The organism is Chitiniphilus shinanonensis DSM 23277 (assembly GCF_000374805.1).
Lineage (GTDB): Bacteria > Pseudomonadota > Gammaproteobacteria > Burkholderiales > Chitinibacteraceae > Chitiniphilus > Chitiniphilus shinanonensis.
Window position 1 is genome coordinate 67330 of record NZ_KB895346.1, and the last position, 19513, is coordinate 86842.

General features: G+C 65.6%; 15 protein-coding genes. 10 read left to right on the forward strand and 5 right to left on the reverse strand.

The window, feature by feature from the left end; translation table 11 throughout:
* The first annotated feature begins 62 nt into the window (after positions 1 to 62).
* Entirely contained in the window at positions 63 to 1100 is a 1038-nt protein-coding gene (locus C556_RS0112820) for an IS630 family transposase (RefSeq protein ID WP_026263065.1), read from the forward strand.
* A gap of 672 nt (positions 1101 to 1772) precedes the next feature.
* Here the strand turns inward: C556_RS0112820 and uvrA are convergent.
* A complete protein-coding gene (gene uvrA, locus C556_RS0112825; protein WP_018748658.1) occupies positions 1773 to 4625 on the reverse strand; it encodes an excinuclease ABC subunit UvrA in 2853 nt (950 codons plus the stop codon).
* A gap of 389 nt (positions 4626 to 5014) precedes the next feature.
* On the opposite strand from uvrA, the gene C556_RS0112830 reads away from it, so the two are divergent.
* From C556_RS0112830 to C556_RS0112870, 9 genes are all read left to right on the forward strand, one after another.
* A complete protein-coding gene (locus C556_RS0112830; protein WP_018748659.1) occupies positions 5015 to 6394 on the forward strand; it encodes an MFS transporter in 1380 nt (459 codons plus the stop codon).
* A 2-nt stretch (positions 6395 to 6396) separates the two neighbouring features.
* On the forward strand, positions 6397 to 6915 hold the full coding sequence (gene ssb, locus C556_RS0112835) for a single-stranded DNA-binding protein (protein ID WP_018748660.1): 519 nt from the start codon (positions 6397 to 6399) through the stop codon (positions 6913 to 6915).
* Positions 6916 to 7058: 143 nt separating this feature from the next.
* The gene (locus tag C556_RS0112840; protein WP_026263068.1) at positions 7059 to 8114 is read left to right on the forward strand and encodes an NAD(P)-dependent alcohol dehydrogenase; all 1056 of its coding nucleotides are present in this window, start codon (positions 7059 to 7061) and stop codon (positions 8112 to 8114) included.
* Positions 8115 to 8248: 134 nt separating this feature from the next.
* Complete coding sequence (locus C556_RS0112845) at positions 8249 to 10138, forward strand: UvrD-helicase domain-containing protein (RefSeq protein WP_018748662.1); 1890 nt, start codon at positions 8249 to 8251, stop codon at positions 10136 to 10138.
* A gap of 125 nt (positions 10139 to 10263) precedes the next feature.
* Positions 10264 to 11337, forward strand: a complete 1074-nt coding sequence (locus C556_RS20315) for a phospholipase A (protein ID WP_018748663.1) — start codon at positions 10264 to 10266, stop codon at positions 11335 to 11337.
* Complete coding sequence (locus tag C556_RS20320) at positions 11334 to 12155, forward strand: alpha/beta hydrolase (RefSeq protein WP_018748664.1); 822 nt, start codon at positions 11334 to 11336, stop codon at positions 12153 to 12155. Before C556_RS20315 ends, C556_RS20320 begins: the two co-directional genes overlap by 4 nt.
* The gene (locus C556_RS20325) at positions 12152 to 13795 is read left to right on the forward strand and encodes a tetratricopeptide repeat protein (protein WP_018748665.1); all 1644 of its coding nucleotides are present in this window, start codon (positions 12152 to 12154) and stop codon (positions 13793 to 13795) included. Before C556_RS20320 ends, C556_RS20325 begins: the two co-directional genes overlap by 4 nt.
* 64 nt (positions 13796 to 13859) lie before the next feature.
* Complete coding sequence (gene msrB / locus C556_RS0112865; protein ID WP_018748666.1) at positions 13860 to 14258, forward strand: peptide-methionine (R)-S-oxide reductase MsrB; 399 nt, start codon at positions 13860 to 13862, stop codon at positions 14256 to 14258.
* Between the two features lie 121 nt (positions 14259 to 14379).
* The gene (locus C556_RS0112870) at positions 14380 to 14994 is read left to right on the forward strand and encodes an SEN1982 family lipoprotein (RefSeq protein ID WP_169338621.1); all 615 of its coding nucleotides are present in this window, start codon (positions 14380 to 14382) and stop codon (positions 14992 to 14994) included.
* Positions 14995 to 15072: 78 nt separating this feature from the next.
* Here C556_RS0112870 and C556_RS0112875 read toward each other — a convergent pair whose 3' ends face one another.
* The 4 genes from C556_RS0112875 to cheY all read right to left on the reverse strand — a co-directional run bounded on the left by C556_RS0112875 (position 15073) and on the right by cheY (position 19488).
* Positions 15073 to 16293, reverse strand: a complete 1221-nt coding sequence (locus tag C556_RS0112875; protein WP_018748668.1) for an EAL and HDOD domain-containing protein — start codon at positions 16291 to 16293, stop codon at positions 15073 to 15075.
* 78 nt (positions 16294 to 16371) lie between these two features.
* Positions 16372 to 18261: a chemotaxis protein CheA gene (locus C556_RS0112880; protein ID WP_018748669.1), complete on the reverse strand. Its 1890-nt coding sequence runs from the start codon at positions 18259 to 18261 to the stop codon at positions 16372 to 16374.
* 42 nt (positions 18262 to 18303) lie between these two features.
* On the reverse strand, positions 18304 to 19077 hold the full coding sequence (gene cheZ / locus C556_RS0112885; RefSeq protein ID WP_018748670.1) for a protein phosphatase CheZ: 774 nt from the start codon (positions 19075 to 19077) through the stop codon (positions 18304 to 18306).
* Positions 19078 to 19098: 21 nt separating this feature from the next.
* Positions 19099 to 19488, reverse strand: coding sequence for a chemotaxis response regulator CheY (gene cheY, locus C556_RS0112890; RefSeq protein WP_026263069.1), 390 nt, complete (start codon positions 19486 to 19488; stop codon positions 19099 to 19101).
* Positions 19489 to 19513: the final 25 nt, after the last annotated feature.

Below are 19513 nucleotides of genomic sequence, written 5' to 3' on the forward strand. Positions count from 1 at the left end.
AATTATATTTTGCGATTTATTAACCCGGCAATCAAATAAAAATACATGCTAAACTTGCCTGCATGAAAAAACTTGATGTCCGTAAACTCCCCCGCGAAGCGCAAGATCAAATGCGTCGGCAAGCCATGCGGATGCGCGAAGAATTGAACTTGCCTTGGAAAACCATTGCCACCGTGATTGGCGTGCACCTGAGCACCGTCATGGCCTGGGCGAGACGCTATGCCAAAGAAGGTGAATCGGGGCTGGAATCCAAAACCCGGGGTCGGCGCTATTGGTCGGGGCGCACGCTGAGCCTGGCCCAGGAATGGCATTTACGCTCGATCATCGTCGGCGAGTCGCCCAAACAGTTGAGCTTGCCATTTGCCTTATGGAATCGCCGCGCCGTGATGCAATTGATCAAGATACTGTTCGATATCGAGATGCCGATCTGCACGGTGGGCGAATATCTGCTGCGCTGGGGCTACACCCCGCAGCGACCGATCAAACGGGCCCAGGAACAAAACCCGGCCCAGGTTGCACGCTGGCTCCACGACACCTATCCCGCGATCGTCGCGCGGGCCAAAGCGGAAGGCGCCGTCATCTACTGGGGTGACGAAACGGCCGTCGCCGAAGACGGGCACTGGCTACGCGGCTACGCCCCCGCAGGGCAGACGCCGGTGCTGGCGGCACCCAGCAAACGTCATGGCTTGTCGATGATCTCGGCCATCAGCAACCAAGGCTTGGTGCGTTTCGAATTCATCGACACCGCGATGAATACCGATTTATTCATTGGCTTCATGGCGCGATTGATGGCCGACAGCGAGCAGAAGGTATTCCTGATTCTCGGCAATCTGAAAGTGCACCATGCCAAACTGGTGACCACCTGGCTGGCCGAACGCCAGGATTTGATTGAAGTCTTCTATCTGCCGCCTTATTCGCCGGAGATCAATCCGGACGAATACCTCAATCGTGATTTCAAGACCGAACTGCGCTCGTCCGACCGTGCTGCCAACAAAAGGGCCTTGCTGCAAAAGGCCACCGCATTCATGGAGCGCCTGGCCAGGACGCCGGAACGGGTGATGGCGTATTTCAAGCATGCAGCCGTTCGGTATGCTGAATAGCGCTTCTATTTGATTGCCGGGTTAATAAATCTCACGTGCAGAGGCCGCGAAGCCTCAAGGTGAATCAGCTCGGGCCTGGCCAGTGATACAGCAACTGAGTACCTGGGCCAGGCAGTACGGGCCGTCATCGCTCAGGGCATGCTGGGGCGTGTCGAACCTCACCCAGTAGTAATAATCTTCACCCCTTACGGTTTGAACGGGTTCGGGATCGCCACAAACAGTCCCGACAGGGTTGTTGCGCCAACCGGCACCCACGCCAGAGACCACGACACGCGTGCCTGCGGGGAAGTGCTGACGAAGGGGGTATGGGGCATAGGGGTTGGTCATATCGATACCCTGTGGCCTGCGGGGTTGCAGGTCATGTCGTTGCCATGATCATCGCCACTCGCGTCCGCTCCTGCAAGTTGCCGGGAGAGAACCTACTGGGCTGGCATCCCCGTCGTCACAAGGCTGGTACGGAGGAAGACGCTCCGCTGTGCTGCGCAGCCATCCGGCCCACATCCACGTCGGAAAATCGCACAGAGGGCACAGAGAACACAGAGGATCACAGAGAAATTCAAAGGCAGGAGCGGATCGACTTGGTCTTTCCTGCCCTTGGTTTTTCTCTGTGTAACTCCGTGTTCTCTGTGCCCTCTGTGTTTCAAGGTTTAGGGTTTGGGTTTCTCTCCGCCCTCAGCGAACCACATCCAGCATCCGCGCCAAATAGTGGCCGGTGTGGCTGGCGGGGTTGGCGGCCACCTGTTCGGGGGTGCCGGTGGCGATGATCTGGCCGCCGCCGGCGCCGCCTTCCGGGCCCAGGTCGACGATCCAGTCGGCGGTCTTGATCACGTCCAGGTTGTGTTCGATCACCACCACGGTGTTGCCGTGCTCGGACAGGCGCTTGAGCACGCTGAGCAGCAGGTCGATGTCGTGGAAGTGCAGGCCGGTGGTCGGCTCGTCCAGGATGTAGAGCGTGCGGCCGGTGTCGCGCTTGGATAGCTCCAGCGCCAGCTTCACCCGCTGCGCTTCGCCGCCGGACAGCGTGGTCGCGCTCTGGCCGAGGCGGATGTAGCCCAGGCCGACGTCCATCAACGTTTGCAGCTTGCGCGCCACGGTGGGCACGGCGCTGAAGAATTCCAGCGCGTTCTCCACCGTCATCTCCAGCACTTCGGTAATGTTCCTGCCCTTGTACTGCACTTCCAGCGTTTCGCGGTTGTAGCGCAGGCCGTGGCAGACGTCGCACGGCACGTAGACATCGGGCAGGAAGTGCATCTCCACCTTGATCACACCGTCGCCCTGGCAGGCTTCGCAGCGGCCGCCCTTGACGTTGAACGAGAAGCGGCCGGGGCCGTAGCCGCGTTCGCGCGCGGTGGGCACGCCGGCGAACAGTTCGCGGATCGGCGTGAACAGGCCGGTGTAGGTGGCGGGGTTGGAACGCGGGGTGCGGCCAATGGGGCTTTGGTCGACGTTGATCACCTTGTCGAACAAGTCGAGGCCGTGCATCTCGTGGTACGGCGCGGGTTCGGACGAGGCGCCGTTCAGGTCGCGCGCGGCGACGGCGTACAGGGTGTCGTTGATCAGGGTGGATTTGCCCGAGCCGGACACGCCGGTGACGCAGACGAACAGCCCGGCCGGCAGCGCCAGGTCGACGAACTTGAGGTTGTTACCGTGCGCGCCCTTCAGGGTGAACCATTTTTCCGGGTCGGGGCGGCGGCGCTGGGCCGGGATCTCGATGCGGCGCTTGCCGGACATGAACTGCCCGGTGACCGAATCGGGATGATCGAACACTTCCTGCGGCGTGCCGCAGGCGATGACCTCGCCGCCGTGCTCGCCGGCGCCGGGGCCCATGTCCACCAGCCAGTCGGCGGCGCGGATGGCGTCCTCGTCGTGCTCGACCACGATCACGGTGTTGTCCAGGTCGCGCAGGCGCATCAGGGTGCCGATCAGGCGGTCGTTGTCGCGCTGGTGCAGGCCGATGCTGGGCTCGTCCAGCACGTACATCACGCCGGTGAGGCCGGAGCCGATCTGGCTGGCCAGGCGGATGCGCTGCGCCTCGCCGCCGGACAGCGTGTCGGCGCTGCGCTCCAGGCTGAGGTAGTCCAGGCCGACGTTGACCAGGAAGCCCAGCCGCTCGCGGATTTCCTTGACGATCTTCTCGGCGATCTGCGCGCGGTTGCCTTCCAGCGCCAGGCTGTCGAAGTAGGCGGCGCTGTCGCGCAGCGCCATCTGGCTGATGCGGTGCAGGGTCTGGCTGCCGACGCGCACGTGGCGCGCCTCGCGGCGTAGGCGCGAGCCGTCGCAGGTGGGGCAGGCGCGGTTGTTCTGGTACTTGGCCAGTTCCTCGCGCACCGTGGCCGAGTCGGTTTCGCGGTAGCGCCGTTCCAGGTTGGGGATGATGCCCTCGAAGGCGTGCGAGCGCTCGAAGCGGGTGCCGCGCTCGTTCATGTAGTTGAAGCGCACTTCGTCGCGGCCGGAGCCGTACAGCACCACCTTCTGTACCTTTTCCGACAGGTCTTCCCAGGCGGTGTTGACGTCGAAGTCGTAGTGGTCGGCCAGGCTGACCAGCATCTGGAAGTAGAACTGGTTGCGCTTGTCCCAGCCCTTGATCGCGCCGGCAGCCAGGCTCAGTTCGGGATGGGCGACCACGCGCTTGGGGTCGAAGAAGGTGATCTGGCCCAGGCCGTCGCAGCTGGGGCAGGCGCCCATCGGGTTGTTGAACGAGAACAGGCGCGGTTCCAGCTCGGGCAGGCTGTAGCTGCACACCGGGCAGGCGAACTTGGCGGAGAACCAGTGCTCCTTGCCGCTATCCATTTCCACCGCGATGGCGCGGCCGTCGGCATGGCGCAGGGCGGTCTCGAACGATTCGGCCAGGCGCTGCTTGAGGTCGGCGCGGGTGCGCAGGCGGTCGATCACCACTTCGATGGTGTGCTTCTTGTTCTTGTCGAGCTTGGGCAGGGCGTCCATCTCGTACACCTCGCCGTCCACCCGCACCCGCACGAAGCCCTGCGCGCGCAGTTCGTCGAACAGGTCGAGGTTCTCGCCCTTCTTGCCGACGATCACCGGCGCCAGCACCATCAACCGGGTTTCCTCGGGCAGCGCCAGCACGTGATCGACCATCTGGCTGACGGTCTGCGTCTCCAGCGGCAGGTCGTGGTCGGGGCAGTAGGGCTGGCCGACACGGGCGAACAGCAGCCGCAGGTAGTCGTGGATCTCGGTGACGGTGCCGACGGTGGAGCGCGGGTTGTGGCTGGTGGCCTTCTGCTCGATGGAGATCGCTGGCGACAGGCCCTCGATCAGGTCGACGTCGGGCTTTTCCATCAGTTGCAGGAACTGCCGCGCGTAGGCCGACAGGCTTTCGACATAGCGGCGCTGGCCTTCGGCGTACAGGGTGTCGAACGCCAGCGACGACTTGCCGGAGCCGGACAGCCCGGTGATCACCACCAGTTTGCCGCGGGGCAGGTCCAGGCTGACGTTCTTGAGGTTGTGGGTACGCGCGCCACGGATGCGGATCAGCGGCTGGTCGGAGAAGGCGGGGCGATAGCTCATGGCTGGCGAGATGGTGCCGATCCGGCGAAAGTAAACCCCTGAATATACCGTAGTTCGCCATCCCGACACGCAGGCGGGCATGCCTCCTGACACCCTGGCGGGCCACGGGGGGCGGCAACCCTTGCCGGACGCGGCCGGCGTCGTCGTCCCTCCTGACATCGGCGGCACGCCGGGCAAAGCCATGGGGCGCCGGCCGGCGCGGGTCGCTTTGCGCACGCGAACACCGCGCTGCAAGCCCGGCAGGGCGCCGGCTGAACGAAGGCAACGTCGCTGGGCGGTGTGCGAGGGCGGGCGGGGCTTGCGCGCGCCGTCGACGAAAGCGAATGGCTTTCGCTCGCAGGGCGATTCGCCCTACCATCTCGTCTTTCCGCCCGAAATCCTGTCCCCCGATGTCCTCCACCATCCGCCTGAGCGAGGTCGAAATGCGCGCCTCGCTGAGCCTGGCGGGGCTGTACGCCCTGCGCATGCTCGGCATGTTCCTGGTCCTGCCCGTGTTCGCCGTCTACGCCGGCCGCCTGCCCGGCGGCGACAACCACGTGCTGGTGGGGCTGGCCTTCGGCGCCTATGGCTTGACCCAGGCGTTGTTGCAACTGCCGTTCGGCATGTGGAGCGACCGCGTGGGACGCAAGCGGGTGATCTATATCGGCCTGGCGCTGTTCGCGGTGGGCAGCCTGATCTGCGCCTTCGCCGACCATATCGCGTGGATGATCGTCGGCCGCGCGGTGCAGGGCGCCGGAGCGATCTCGGCGGCGGTGACGGCGCTGCTGGCCGACCTGACGCGCGAGGAACACCGCACCAAGGCGATGGCGATGATCGGCGCCAGCATCGCCGGCACTTTCGCCGTCTCGCTGGTGGCGGCGCCCAAGCTGGCCGAATGGGTGGGCTTGCAGGGCATCTTCATCCTGACTGCCGTGTTGACGTTGGCCGCCATCGTCGGCGTGGCCAAGGTGATTCCCAACCCGGCGCTGTCGCGCCACCATTCGGACGCCGAGGCCGATACCGGCCGGCTGCCGCAGGTGCTGCGGCACGGCCAGTTGCTGCGGCTGAACTACGGGGTGTTCGCGCTGCATGCCGGGCAGATGGCGATGTTCACGGTGATGCCGCTGCTGTTGTCCCAGGTGGGCGGTCTGCCGGTGGCGCATCACTGGTGGGTCTACCTGCCGGTGGTGCTGGTCAGCTTCGTGCTGATGGTGCCGGCGGTGATCATCGGCGAGAAGCGCCACAAGCTGAAGCAGGTGTTCCTGTTCGCCATCGCGCTGATGTTCATCGCGCAGCTGGGCATGGCGCTGTGGCTGCCCAGCCTGCCGGCTATCGTGCTGTGGCTGGGCGTGTACTTCGTGGCGTTCAACATCCTGGAGGCCACCCAGCCCAGCCTGATCTCCAAGGTGGCGCCGGTCGAGGCGCGCGGCACCGCCATGGGCGTGTACAACACCTGCCAGTCGGCGGCGATGTTCATCGGCTCGGCGATGGCCGGCTGGCTGTACCAGCACGCCGGCGCGACGCCGGTGTTCGTCGCCGGCGCGCTGCTGATGGCGATCTGGCTGGCGGTGGCCGCCGGCATGCGCCCGCCGCTGCCGGTACGCACCTGGATGTTTCCGATCGGCGAAAACTGGGGGGGCGACGCGGTCGACCTCTCTGCTAAACTCGGGCGGATCGACGGCGTGAAAGAGGCCGTCGTCTTGATGGACGAACGCGTGGCATTGCTCAAGGTCCTGCAAACCGGCTGGGACGAAGCCGCCGCGCAACAACTGATTGCGGAGACGAATTAAAGATGGCATCGCTGAACAAGGTCCTACTCATCGGCAACCTGGGGCGCGACCCCGAGGTGCGCTACCTGCCCAGCGGCGGTGCGGTCTGCAATTTCAGCATCGCCACCACCGAGCGCTTCAAGGACAAACAGGGTCAGCAGCAGGAAAAGACCGAGTGGCACAACATCGTGATGTATAACCGCCTGGCGGAAATCGCCGGCGAATACCTGAAGAAGGGCAGCTCGGTCTACGTGGAAGGCCGCATCCAGACCCGCAAGTGGCAGGACAAGCAGACCGGCGCCGACCGCTACACCACCGAAATCGTCGCCGACCAGATGCAGATGCTGTCCGGCCGTGGCGGCGGTGGGGGTGGCGCCGGCGGCGGCTTCCAGCAAGGCGGCGACGACTTCAACCAGGAATACAGCCCGGCCCCGGCGGCCCAGGCCCGCCCGCAACAGGCCCGCCCCCAGCAATCCGCCCCGGCCCAGCGACCTGCCGCGCCGAAGAACTTTGATGATTTCGAGGATGATATTCCGTTCTGAGGCACCCGAGGCAGCACGCTTCCTGCTCAAGCCCGCAGCCGATGCCGCGGGCTTTTTTCATGGCTTGGCGGATTGTCGCCCCGACTTTGGCCCGCGGCATTTGCCGCCTACATTGAAGGCAGTTTTTTCCAAGCGAGGCCAATATGACGACGAATGTTCTGGGTTATGCCGCGAGTTCCCCCACCTCAGCGCTGGCGCCGTACCGCTTCCAGCGGCGGGGGCTGCGGTCGGACGATGTGGCGATCGAGGTGTTGTACTGCGGGGTGTGTCACTCCGACCTGCATACCGCGCGCAACGATTGGGGCGGCACACAGTATCCGGTGGTGCCGGGGCACGAGATCATCGGCCGGGTGACCGAGGTCGGCCCTGGCGTCACCCGTTTCAAGGCGGGGGATCGCGTCGGCGTCGGTTGCATGGTCGATTCCTGTCGGCATTGCAATCCGTGCGAGCGCGGGCTGGAGCAATACTGCGCGGAAGGCGCCACCTTCACTTACAACGCGGTGGATCGCCATGACCACACGCCGACGCAGGGCGGCTATTCGCAACGGGTGGTGGTGTCCGACCGCTTCGTGCTGAAGGTGCCGGACGGGCTGGATCTGGCCGGCGCGGCGCCGCTGCTGTGCGCGGGCATCACCACCTGGTCGCCGTTGCGCCACTGGGGCGCGGGGCCGGGGCGCAAGGTGGCGGTGGTGGGGCTGGGCGGCCTGGGCCACATGGCGCTGAAGCTCGCCCGCGCGCTGGGCGCCGACGTCACGCTGTTCACCCGTTCGCCGGGCAAGGAGGCCGATGCGCTGCGTCTGGGCGCGCACCAGGTGGTGTTGTCCACCGATGCGGTGCAGATGGCGGCGGTGGGCGGACGCTTCGATCTGATCATCGACACCGTGCCCTATGCCCACGACCTCAACCCGTACCTGCCCACGCTGGCCATCGACGGCACCCTGGTGCTGGTCGGCTACCTGGGCGACCTCGATCCCCTGGTCAACAGCGTGCCACTGATCATGGGGCGCAAGGCGGTGGCGGGCTCGCTGATCGGCGGCATTCCGGAAACCCAGGAAATGCTGGATTTCTGCGGCCAGCACGGCATCACCTCGGATATCGAGTTGATCCGCATGCAGGAGATCAACGATGCCTACGAGCGCATGCTCAAGAGCGATGTGAAGTACCGCTTCGTGATCGACATGGCGTCGCTCAAGGACTGAAGCCGGTCCGGCGTGGCGCGGTACCGCCGGTAGATGGTATACACCGGCGATACCGGCCAACGATGCGCGAACCCGGAGCGATGCTCCGGGTTTTCGTTTTCGCCGGCCTCGCAACCGCATCAATGGGAAAGGGCATGCAAGACGGCGAACCGCTGGAGATGAACCCCGAGTTGTCCGCCATCCTGGCGTGGGCGCAATCCGCCGATCGCGGCCAGCCGCTGCTGATCGAAGCCTCGGCAGGCACTGGCAAGACCACGGCGCTGGTGTTGCTGCACCAGGCGCTGGAACGCCGGGGCCGCACGGTGCTGACGCTGACCTATTCGCAGAAGGGCCAGGCGCGCTGGCTGGAGCTGTACCGCCGCGAGGTGTGTCGCGACCTGACGCCACAGGCCGCGCAGCAGCTGTGCAACACGCTGGACGAGTTCGCCGTGCGCTGCCTGCGCGACCACGCGCGCGACAAGCGCTGGCAGGCCGGGTCGCTGGGGCGGGCCATCGTCGACGACGACCGCCCGCTGCTGGCGATGCGGCAGGCGGTGGCGCGGGTGAACGCCTACCTGCCCGAACGCGGGGTGGAGCCGTTGCGCGGCGACGAGGAATCGCTGCTGCAATGGCTGGAACTGGTCGATCACCTCAAGGCCGGGCTGGTGTTCGCCCAGCCGCCGTTCGCCGGCTTCGACAGCGATCTGGCGGACGACTACGACCTGGAGAACCTCCAGTTCGCGCTGGAGCGGCTGGGGTTGCCGCCGTGGGCGTTCAGCCTGTTCAACGAATACGAAAAATGCCGCGAGTCGATAGACTTCCTGTGCCATGGCGACGCCGCCTTCGATCTGGCGCACGAGCCGGAGGCGGTGGCGCAGGGCCTGCGCGCACGCGGGGTGGATGTGGTGCTGCTCGACGAGTTCCACGACACCAAGGCGGTGCATTTCGAGATCGTGCGCGCGCTGGCCGCCGCCGGCTGCGCCGTCGCCGCGGTGGGCGATCGCGGGCAGGACATCTTCCAGTGGCGCGGCATCGCGCCGTTTTCCGCGTTCGACGAATTCCTGCGCCACTGGCCGGACGCGCAGCGCCTGCCGTTGTCGCTGACCCACCGCTTCGGCAATCCGCTGGGCAAGGCCATTGCCGGCCTGTTGCAGCGGGTCAATCCGGCGTGCGCGGCGTTGCGCTGCCGTGCCGGGCTGCATACGGGAGTCAAGCGGCTGACCGTGGCCGGCGACGCCCAGCCGGCGGCGATTGCCCGCCTGATCGGCGATGGCATGCAGGCCGGCGCGGCGGGCGAGACGTTCGCGGTGATCGTGCCGCAGGGACCGCAGGCGTTCCCGGTGATGCTGGCGCTGTTCCGCGCGGGGATCGCCTATCGCTGCGATCGCATCGCGCCGCTGCACGAGTCGCGCGAGGCGCGATTGCTGCGCGCCTGCGTGCTGCTCCAGGGCTGGGTTGATGTCGAGCACAACGCCCTCGACTGCAAGGCGCTGCTGCAATTCGCGGCCGGCCCGCGCGCCGGGCTGGACGAGGACGAGCGCGAGGCGCTGAGCACGCTGCTGGCCGAGCGGGTGGCGGGCGAGCGGCTGCCGCGCTATATCCCGGGCCAGGTGCCGCTGGCGTTGCGCATGCTGGGCGAGCGCCAGTCGCCCATCGGCTGCGGCGTGGCCGCGCTGCACGGCTGGCTGGCGCGTCACGGCATCCGCGAATGGCTGGCCAGCATGGCGCCGACCGTGGTGGCGGCCAGGGCGTCGAGCCAGGCGCTGGACGAACTGGTGGCCTTGCTGGCGCAGGAAGGACCGACCGCGTTCCTGGCGCTGCTGGACGCGCTGGCGGCGCAGTTCCAGCGCGGCAACGTCGGCTTCGCCAGCAAGGTGGTGCTGACGTCCATCCTGCATTGCAAGGGCAACGAGTGGCCGCACGTGATCCTGCCCGGCGCGCCGTCGGCGGCACAGTTGGCGCAGGCCGATCTGCCGACGCTGCGCGAACAATACGTGGCGATGAGCCGCGCCAGGCAGATGCTGTGGTTGCTGGCGTCGGCTTGACGGCGATCAGCCGAAGGCCGGCGCCGGGATGTGCCGTATCGCGGGCGGACGGCTTTGTCCGGATAATCGCGGGCTTGCCTTTGGATTTCGTCCGACGCACCGACGTCGGCAAACGGGGGGAACCCATGCGCTATGCCCGGATCGCGGCGGGTTTATTGCTGGTAGGCCAGGCGGGAACGGCCTGGTCGGCGGAAACGGTCTTCCTGCCCGGCGGCGTCACGTCGGCGACGGTGGACGTGCTGTACGTGAACCGTTCCGCCACGGCCGAGCAGGTGACGCCGGCCGCGACGCTGACCTGCCCGGGGTCGCGCGCCTGCGAACTGGTCGGCGGCGCGCAGCCGTTCGAACTGGCGCCGGAAAGCGCGCGCATGCTGCGCTACGCCTACGTCAAGACCGAGACCCCGGCGGTGCCGCCGCAGACGGACCTGCCGCAGGCCAAGGTGGCCACGCCGGTGGAATCGCAGATCCAGAACACCTCGGTGCTCAATTACAGCGCGGCGCGCTTCGCCCCGCAGGATCCGATGTATTTCGTGGTCGCGCCCGATGGCGACGACGCGCGCTTCCAGTTCAGCTTCCGCTACCAGTTGTTCGATCCCGACAGCAACCTGGCCAAGCGCTATCCGTGGCTGGCCGGGCTGCGCTTCGCCTACACCCAGACCTCGTTGTGGAAGCTGAGCGAGGAATCGACGCCGTTCTACGACACCAGCTACAAGCCGGCGCTGTACTACGAGCATGCCAATGCGGCGCAACTGCCCCACGTGGGGCGCTTCGACCTGGCCTACGGTTTTCGCCATGAATCGAACGGCAAGGGCGGCGACGAGTCGCGCGATCTCAACCAGCTTTTCGTCAATCCGACCTTCACCTGGGGCGATGTCGAGCACTGGCATTTCGTGTTCTCGCCGCTGTTTGGCGCCTACCTCACCGAGATGGAGGAGAACCCCGACATCGCCGGCTATCGCGGTTACGTCGACTGGCGCTTCAAGGGCGGCAACGGCCAGGGGCTGACGATGTCGTCGCTGATCCGCTACGGCAACAAGGACAAGGGCTCGTTCCAGCTCGACCTGTCCTATCCGCTGCGGCAGTGGCTGGGCATCGATTTCTACGGCTACCTGCAATACTGGGACGGCTATGGCGAAAGCCTGCGCAGCTACGACCAGCGCACCAACAGCATCCGCGTCGGCATAGGATTCGTGCGATGAGCAAACACCACCAACTCGAAATCCTGCACCGCGCCCCGGCGCCCGGCGCGGCGCGCAACGCGCCGCCGCTGCTGTTCGTGCACGGCGCCTACGTCGGCGCCTGGTGCTGGGAGGATACCTTCCTGCCGTATTTCGCCGGGCTGGGCTACGACTGCCACGCGCTCAGTCTGGTCGGCCACGCCGGCAGCGCGGGACGCGAACGGCTGGACCTGTGCTCGATCGGCGATTACCTGCGCGATCTGGCCGACGTCGCCGAGAAGCTGGCCGCACCGCCGGTGGTGATCGGTCATTCGCTGGGCGGCTATCTGGTGCAGCGCCACGCGCGCAAGCAGCCGGTGGCCGGGGTGGCGCTGCTGGCCAGCGTGCCGCCCTACGGGTTGGGTGGCTCGCTCGCCTACATGGGCCTGAGCGCGCCACACCTGCTGGGGGCGCTCAACCGCTTTCAGTGGCACCTCGGTCCGGATGGCCTGGACTACGCGCTGTTGCGCGAGCTGCTGTTTTCCCCGGCAATGACGCGCGAGCGGCTGGGCGCGTTCGCGGCGCGGGCGCAGCCCGAATCCACGCTGGCGCTGACCGAGTTGTTGATGCCCCAGCCGTGGCTGCTGATGGGCATGCCGCACGATGTGCCGTGCCTGGTGCTGGGCGCCGAGCGCGACCGCATCATCCCGCGCGCGGACGTGCTGGCGACGGCACGGGCGTGGCGGGTGGATGCCGAATTCGTGGACATCGGCCACGCGCTGATGGTCGACAGCGGCTGGGAGCAGGTGGCGCAACGGCTGGCCAACTGGCTGGCGGTCGGCTTCGGTGGCGCGCGATGAGCTGGCAGGCCGATCAGGCGGTGGTGCGCGGCCGTCAGGCCGAGGCGCGCAATGCCTGGCCCGCGGCCCAGGCCGCCTATGCCGAAGCGCTGGCGCGTTGGCCGCAGGCACCGGCGCTACGGCTGGCGCACGGCCTGGCGGCCTGCCGGGCCGGCGATTTCGCCGCGGCCCGCCTCTCGCTGGACCTCGCCTTGCGCGCGCAGCCGGGCGCGGTGGCGGGGTGGGCCGCGCTGGCGCAGGCCTGCGCGCGCAGCGGCGACCCCGCGGCGGCGCATCAGGCGCTGCGCCATGCGATCCGGCTCGATCCCGACTCGGTGGCGCTGCGGGCGAACCACGCCAGCGTTTTGCGCGAGCTGGGCGACATCGCCGCGGCGCGCGCCGAACTCGACGTGGCGCTACGTCTGGCGCCGGACGACGTCGCCGCGCGCTACAACCTGGGCAACCTGCTGCTGGACGAAGGCGACGAGGCTGGCGCCGAAGCGGCGTATCGCGCAGTCCTGGTCAATGCGCCCCGGCATGTCGGCAGTCGCTACAACCTGGGCTGCATCGCCCGGCGGCGCGGTGAAATCACCTTCGCCATGACCTGCTTCGACGAAGTCCTGGCCTTGCAGCCGGACCACGCCGACGCCTGGCACAACCTGGCGGGATGCCGGCGCGCGCTCGGCGATTGGGACGGCGCACGCGCGGGCTACCAGCGCGCGTTGGCGCTGGGCGAGCCGGTGCTGGCGCGCTACGCGCTCGGTACGCTGGACCTGTTGCAGGGGCGCTGGGCCGATGGTTGGGAAGGTTACGAGGCGCGCTGGGCCGCCTGCGGGCTGACGCCGCCGTCGCTGCCGCTGCCGGCGTGGCAGGGCGAGGCGGTTCCAGCCAGTGCGCGCCTGCTGGTCTACGCGGAGCAAGGCTATGGCGACCTGCTGCAATTCGCGCGCTTCCTGGCGCCGTTGCGTGCGCGATTCGCGGCGGTGACGCTGGCGTGCCCACCGGCGGTGTCCCGCCTGTTGGCGCACAGCCTGGAAGGCGTGACGGTGCTCGACCACCTGCCGCCGCCGGCGGATTTCACCCATGCCGTGGCGCTGATGTCGCTGGCGCGGGTGCTGCGTATCGACGAAGCCAGGCTGCGCGACACTGCCGCGCCTTATCTGCGCGCGCCGGCACATGGCGGAGCCTGGACGGACGGCGGGCGTGGTCCCGGGCTGAACGTGGGCTTGTGCTGGACCGGCAACCCGGCGCAGCGCGACAACCTGTGGCGCAGCGTGCCGCTGGGATTGTTGCGATCGTTGCAGCAGATCCCCGGCATCACCTGGCACAACCTGCAACAGGGCAAGGGCGAGCAGGCGCGCGCCGCCGGCTTCGCGTTACGCGATGCCAGCGGCGATTGGCGCGACTTCGCCGATACGGCCGCCTATCTGGGCAATTTGGATTTGGTGATCACTGCCTGTACCTCGGTCGCGCATCTTGCAGGGGGGCTGGGCGTGCCGGTATGGCTGGTCAGCCGCTACGATGCCGACTGGCGTTGGTTGCTGGCGCGCGAGGACAGTCCCTGGTATCCGTCGATGCGCATCTGGCGGCAACCGTCGCCGGGCAACTGGCAGGGCGCGCTCGACGGCGTCGCCGACGCGTTGCGTCGTCTGGCGCACTGAACCGTGTATCGGCTGGCGCATTTGTCTTAGACTGCCGGGCGGACTGACCTGGAGATCACCGACGATGAGCGACAAGATCGTGAAAAGCGATGCGGAATGGCGCACCAGCCTGACCCCGGAGCAGTATCGGGTGACGCGGCAGGGCGGAACAGAGCGGCCGTTCAGCGGGGCCCATTACCTGCGTACCGAACAAGGCGACTACACCTGCATCGGCTGCGGTGCCTTGTTGTTCCATTCCGACACCAAGTTCGACGCCGGCTGCGGCTGGCCCAGCTTCTGGGAGGAGGCGGTGCCGGGGGCGATCGTCCGTATTGCCGACTACAGCCACGGCATGGTGCGCACGGAGGTGCGTTGCGCCCGTTGCGAGGCGCACCTGGGCCACGTTTTTCCTGACGGACCGGAGCCGACCGGCGAGCGGTATTGCATCAATTCGGTAGCAATTGATTTTAAATCAATCGATTGAGCGGCTTCATGGTGTAAGCTTACGACTTTCAACTTTGTGCTGATGCCAGCACGCTGGCCCAGGCCCCATGTTTTCCATGAGGCGCCTTCTTGATGAGAGGAAACGTGCAATGCAGAAGAATATGAGCAAACTGGCCCTGGTGGCCGCCGTCGCTGCGATTGGCCTGGTAGGGTGTGGCAAGGCGACCGACGGCGAAAAGGCCCCAGTGAACCAGCAAGAACTGATCAATTCCGTGAACAGCTACCTCAGCACCGCGGAAAAGACCTGCATTCCGGTTCCGGTCCGGTTCGGTGAGCCGGTCGACGAGAAGTACGAAGCGCTGACCGAGCCGAATGGCGCGCAATTGTCGGCGCTGGTCAAGGCGGGCCTGGTCCAGGTCGGCCCGGTGGAAGGCGAAGCCGGCAAGGTGCAGTTCACCGTGACCGAGGAAGGCACCAACTACTATACCGGCCTGACCGAGCCGGCCGGCCCCGGCTTCTGCAGCGGCACGCTGGAAGTGGACAAGGTGGCCGAGGACAAGGTGGCCGAGGAGAAGGGCGATTACCGCCGTCACGCGCTGACGTACACTTACAAGGTGGCCAATGCCGCCGCCTGGCAGACCCAGGCCGACATCCTGGCGCAATACCCCAAGTTCGCCGAAGTGGTGAATGGCGCGGGCACTGCCAAGATGACCACCGAGGTGGAAAGCCGTGGTCGTGGCTGGAACGTGGTCGAGCAGACCGAGTTCGCCAACTGATCCGCAGCAGGCGCATCCAACAACAAACCCCGCATGATGCGGGGTTTGTTGTTTGGAGCTGAACCAAGCGGAGCGGCGTTACACGCCGAGTTCCTCCACCCATGCCAGCGCCTGGACATGCGCGCGGTTGAGCATCTCCGGGGTGATCTGGAGCTGATCGCACAGGCGCGGCACCTCGCTCATGTCCGGGTCTTCGCACGCCTCGGCCAGTTCCAGGAACGGGCCGTAGATGTTGCTGCGCGACAGCAGCGCGTCGCTGATCGACTCCGGCAGGATCAGCGTTTCCAGCACGCGATCCATCGGCATGTCGAGCAGCACGTCCAGCAGCGAGAACATGCCGACGATGAAGAGGTTGTCGCGATCCTGGCCGTCGAGCAGATGGCTGCCCAGCAGTTCGACCAGGCGACCGCGGGTGACGGCAGTCTTGAGCAGGGCAGGGGCCGAGCCGGTTTCCGCGCCGGCGGTGACCAGCAGCAGGGTCAGCCAGCGGTACAGTTTCTGGTAGCCCAGGATGGTGACTGCGTGGCGGAACGACTGGATCTCGCACGACAGGCCGAAGCCCACCGAGTTGATGTAGCGCAGCAGCTTGAACGACAGCGCCACGTCGCGCTTGAGCGCGTTTTCGATATCCCGGATTTCCGCGTTGTTACGCAACATGTTCAGCAGGTTGAGGATGTTGGCGTAGCTCGGGTTGATCACCTTGGCCGACAGCGTTTCCGGGTGGGCGAAATAATAGCCCTGGAAGCAGTCCAGGCCGATGTCCATGCACTGCTTGAACTCGTCCTTGGTTTCGACCTTCTCGGCAACCTGGAGTACCGGGTACTTGCGTAGTTCCTTGGACAGCGCGGGGATCTGCGGCAGGCCCAGTTGCTGGATATCCAACTTGATGTAGTTGGCGTATTCCATGAACGGCAGCGTCTGCGGCGTCAGCACGAAGTCGTCGAGGGCGATGCCGAAGCCCTGGTTGCGCAGTTCCTTGATCCGGCCGATCAGTTCGGGCGTGGCGGTGGTGGTCTCGACCACTTCCAGGACGACGCGCTGCGGATGCAGCAGCTCAAGGAAGTTGCTTTCGAGCATGGATTCCGCGACGTTGATGAAGGCGAGCTTGCTGCCCACCAGCCAGTCGGTACCCATGTTGGAAATGGTGTTGACCAGCACATTGGTGCCGGCCTGCATGTCACTGGAAAACTCGGCGGACGTGGCGTCTTTGTTCAACCGGAACAGCAGTTCGTAACCGATGATCTGCTGTTGCCGGTTGAGGATGGGTTGGCGGCCGATGTATGCGTGTTCTTGCGTCATTGTCGAATCCTGAGCGGCGGCGCGATGGGCTGAAAACAGTATCGGCTGATTCTAGCGTCAGCCTAGCTAGTTCGCCATTCAAGCCGCATTTTCGACAAGGCGCGAGGTCTTCACCGCCGAAGTATCGGCATTGGACGACGAAAGCAGATCCTCCATGTCCAGCACCAGCACCACCGAGCCATCACCGGACAGCGTGGCGCCGGCGACGCCGCGCGGACGGATGTTCTGCAACGGCTTGATCACCACGTCGTCGCGGCCGACGAAGCTGTCCACGGCCAGGATGAAGGAATGCTCGGCCGACTGCATCAGCACGCCGAACTGCGGGATCTGGGTTTCTTCCCAGCCTATCAGTGCAGCGAGCGATTTCACCGGCAGGATCTCGTCGCGCACCACGATGGTGGCGCGGCCGGAGACTTCCTGGACCTGATCGGTGCGGATGGGGATGATCTCGCGCACCATCGCCAGCGGCACGGCGAACGGCTGGTCGCAGGTCTTGACCACCAGCACCGGCAGGATGGCCAGTGTCAGCGGCAGCGAGATCGAGAAGCGGGAGCCTTCACCGGCCTGCGATTGGATGTCGATCCTGCCGTTGAGCTTCTGGATGTTGGTCTTGACCACATCCATGCCGACGCCGCGGCCGGAAACGTTGGAAATCTGGTCCTTGGTCGAGAAGCCGGGCAGGAAGACGAGGTGCAGGCTTTGCTTGTCGTCCATGCTGTTGGCGGTCTCGATATCGATCACGCCCTTCTCGATGGCCTTCTTGCGCAACACATCGGGACGCATGCCACGACCGTCGTCGGTGATCTCGATCAGGATGTGATCGCCCACCTGGGTGGCGGACAGCTCGACCACCGCCTTGGCGGGCTTGCCGGCGGCGATCCGCTCGGCCGGGGTTTCGACGCCATGATCGACGGCATTGCGCACCAAGTGGACCAGCGGATCGTTCAGATCCTCGATCATGGTCTTGTCGAGCTCGGTTTCCTCGCCGGTGATGACGAGTTCGACATCCTTGCCCAGTTGTCGCGCCAGGTCGCGCGCCAGGCGCGGATACTTTTGGAACAGCCGGCCGATGGGCTGCATGCGCGTCTTCATCACCGCGTTCTGCAGATCGCTGACCAGGAGGTCGAGCTGGCTGATGGCTTCGTCGAGCGCCTTGAGCGTGGGGGTGTCCATCTTGCCGGACATCACGTCGGCGCGCAGCGTGGTCAGCCGGTTCTTGGTCAGGCCGATCTCGCCGGACAGGTTCAGCACCTGATCCAGACGGTTGGTGTCGATCCGGATGGTGGTTTCCTGCGTGGAGGAAGCCAGTTGTTGCGTGGCGGGCTGCGGTGCCTTGGCTGTCTGGGCGGGCGCCAGCGATTGCATCGGCTCGGCGATGGCGACCGGCGGCTGGGCCGGATGACTCTGGACCACGGCGGTGGCATGCACCTCCGGCTCGTCCTCTTCTTCCTCGATGTCCAGCAGGGCGTTGTAGAGGCCGTTCCAGTCCGGCCCGCTGCCCGTTGCGGCTTGCGGCGCTGGTGCGGCGGCGGCTGGAGCCGCTGCGGGCTGCGGTGCGGCGGCTTGCTGCGGCGCCTTGCCTTGCAGGTGCGCATCCAGGTTGGCGAGCAGCTCGGGCGATGCGGCTTGCGGTGTGCGACCCTGGGTCAGCGAGGTGAACATGTCGCGGACCACGCCGGTGGCGGCCAGGATGGTATCCATCAGCTCCGGCGTCAGTGCAAGTTCGCCGTTGCGCAGTTTGTCGAACAGGTTCTCGGTACGGTGGCACAGGCCGACCATCACGTCGACGTTGAGGAAGCCAGCGCCGCCCTTGATGGTATGGAAGCCGCGGAAGATGTCGTTCAACAGGTGCTTGTCGTCCGGCCGCTTCTCGAGCTCCACGAGCTTGTTATCGACTTCCGACAGCAAATCCGAGGATTCGGTCAAAAAGTCCTGCAGTAAGTCTTCCATGCCGGCAAAGTCGCTCATCTCGGCCTCCGATGCGATGCTGTTCGTTGCCCCTGGGCGGGGTTAGAAGCCCAGGCTTTCCAGCAGGTCGTCGACCTGCTGCTGGTTGGTCACAATGTCGGTGCGACCTTCGGTGTTCACGACCGGTCCGTTCAGCAGGCTGTCGTCGTGCTTGAGCCCCTGCGGCGAGAAGGCGAGCAGGAATTCCAGCAACTGCGCCTCCATTTCCTTGGACATGGTCAAAACTTTCTTGATGACCTGACCGGTCAGATCCTGGAAATCCTGAGCCATCATGATTTCCAGCATCTGGGCATTGATCTGGTCGGAATGCACTGCCGTGGTGTTCAGGTGGGTGCGGGTCTTTTCGACGAGTGCCTTGAACTCGTCGACCGACAACTGGCTGGCGAACAGCTTGTCCCAATCCGAAGCCAGAGAACGGGCGTTGTTGGCGATCCCGTCCTGCAAGGGGCGGGCGGCATCCAGCGCGTTGAGCGTGCGATCCGCCGCCTGCTCGGTCATGGTGGCGACATAGGACAGGCGATCGCGGGCATCCGGGATCTGCGACGCGGCGCGTTCCAGCGATTTGTCCAGCCCCAGCTCGCGCAGGGTGTCGTGCAGCTTCCGGGTCAACTGGCCGATGTGCGAGAACATCGAGCGCGCGGGTTCGCTCAGTTCCTCCATGGACTTCGCAATCGCCGCGGGGGTGTCGTGCGCCACCGGGGTGGCGGCGGGTGTCGCGGCCACGGGCGTTTCATCTTGTTGCTGTGCCTGCACGATACTGTCGAACAGGGCTTCCAACTCCGCGGAATCTCCGCTGTTGAGGGCTTGGTCGCTCACGATCGGCCTCCTTGAGCCTTCTTACTTATTCATGGTGGCGAAGATTTTCTTCAGCTTTTCGTCGAGCGTAGCTGCCGTAAACGGCTTGACGACGTATCCCGAGGCCCCGGCTGTCGCTGCCTCGATGATGTTCTCCTTCTTGGCTTCCGCCGTGACCATCAATACTGGCAGGTGCTTGAGTTGCGCATCGGCGCGAATGGCCTTGAGCAGCTCGATACCGGTCATCACCGGCATGTTCCAGTCGGTGACCACGAAGTCGTAGGTCGTGTTTTTCAGCTTGTGCAGGGCCACCTGCCCATCCTCGGCTTCTTCCACGTTGGAGAAGCCCAGTTCCTTGAGCAGGTTCCGCACGATGCGGCGCATGGTGGAAAAGTCATCCACCACGAGGAAGCGCATATTGTTGTCAGGCATTTATCTAGCTCCATTCACACGTCTA

Bases quoted from the DNA above. Each gene is read 5' to 3' on its own strand.
- C556_RS0112820 (WP_026263065.1), top strand. From the start codon at position 63: ATGAAAAAACTTGATGTCCGTAAACTCCCCCGCGAAGCGCAAGATCAA.
- uvrA (WP_018748658.1), bottom strand. From the start codon at position 4,625: ATGAGCTATCGCCCCGCCTTCTCCGACCAGCCGCTGATCCGCATCCGT.
- C556_RS0112830 (WP_018748659.1), top strand. From the start codon at position 5,015: ATGTCCTCCACCATCCGCCTGAGCGAGGTCGAAATGCGCGCCTCGCTG.
- ssb (WP_018748660.1), top strand. From the start codon at position 6,397: ATGGCATCGCTGAACAAGGTCCTACTCATCGGCAACCTGGGGCGCGAC.
- C556_RS0112840 (WP_026263068.1), top strand. From the start codon at position 7,059: ATGACGACGAATGTTCTGGGTTATGCCGCGAGTTCCCCCACCTCAGCG.
- C556_RS0112845 (WP_018748662.1), top strand. From the start codon at position 8,249: ATGCAAGACGGCGAACCGCTGGAGATGAACCCCGAGTTGTCCGCCATC.
- C556_RS20315 (WP_018748663.1), top strand. From the start codon at position 10,264: ATGCGCTATGCCCGGATCGCGGCGGGTTTATTGCTGGTAGGCCAGGCG.
- C556_RS20320 (WP_018748664.1), top strand. From the start codon at position 11,334: ATGAGCAAACACCACCAACTCGAAATCCTGCACCGCGCCCCGGCGCCC.
- C556_RS20325 (WP_018748665.1), top strand. From the start codon at position 12,152: ATGAGCTGGCAGGCCGATCAGGCGGTGGTGCGCGGCCGTCAGGCCGAG.
- msrB (WP_018748666.1), top strand. From the start codon at position 13,860: ATGAGCGACAAGATCGTGAAAAGCGATGCGGAATGGCGCACCAGCCTG.
- C556_RS0112870 (WP_169338621.1), top strand. From the start codon at position 14,380: ATGAGCAAACTGGCCCTGGTGGCCGCCGTCGCTGCGATTGGCCTGGTA.
- C556_RS0112875 (WP_018748668.1), bottom strand. From the start codon at position 16,293: ATGACGCAAGAACACGCATACATCGGCCGCCAACCCATCCTCAACCGG.
- C556_RS0112880 (WP_018748669.1), bottom strand. From the start codon at position 18,261: ATGAGCGACTTTGCCGGCATGGAAGACTTACTGCAGGACTTTTTGACC.
- cheY (WP_026263069.1), bottom strand. From the start codon at position 19,488: ATGCCTGACAACAATATGCGCTTCCTCGTGGTGGATGACTTTTCCACC.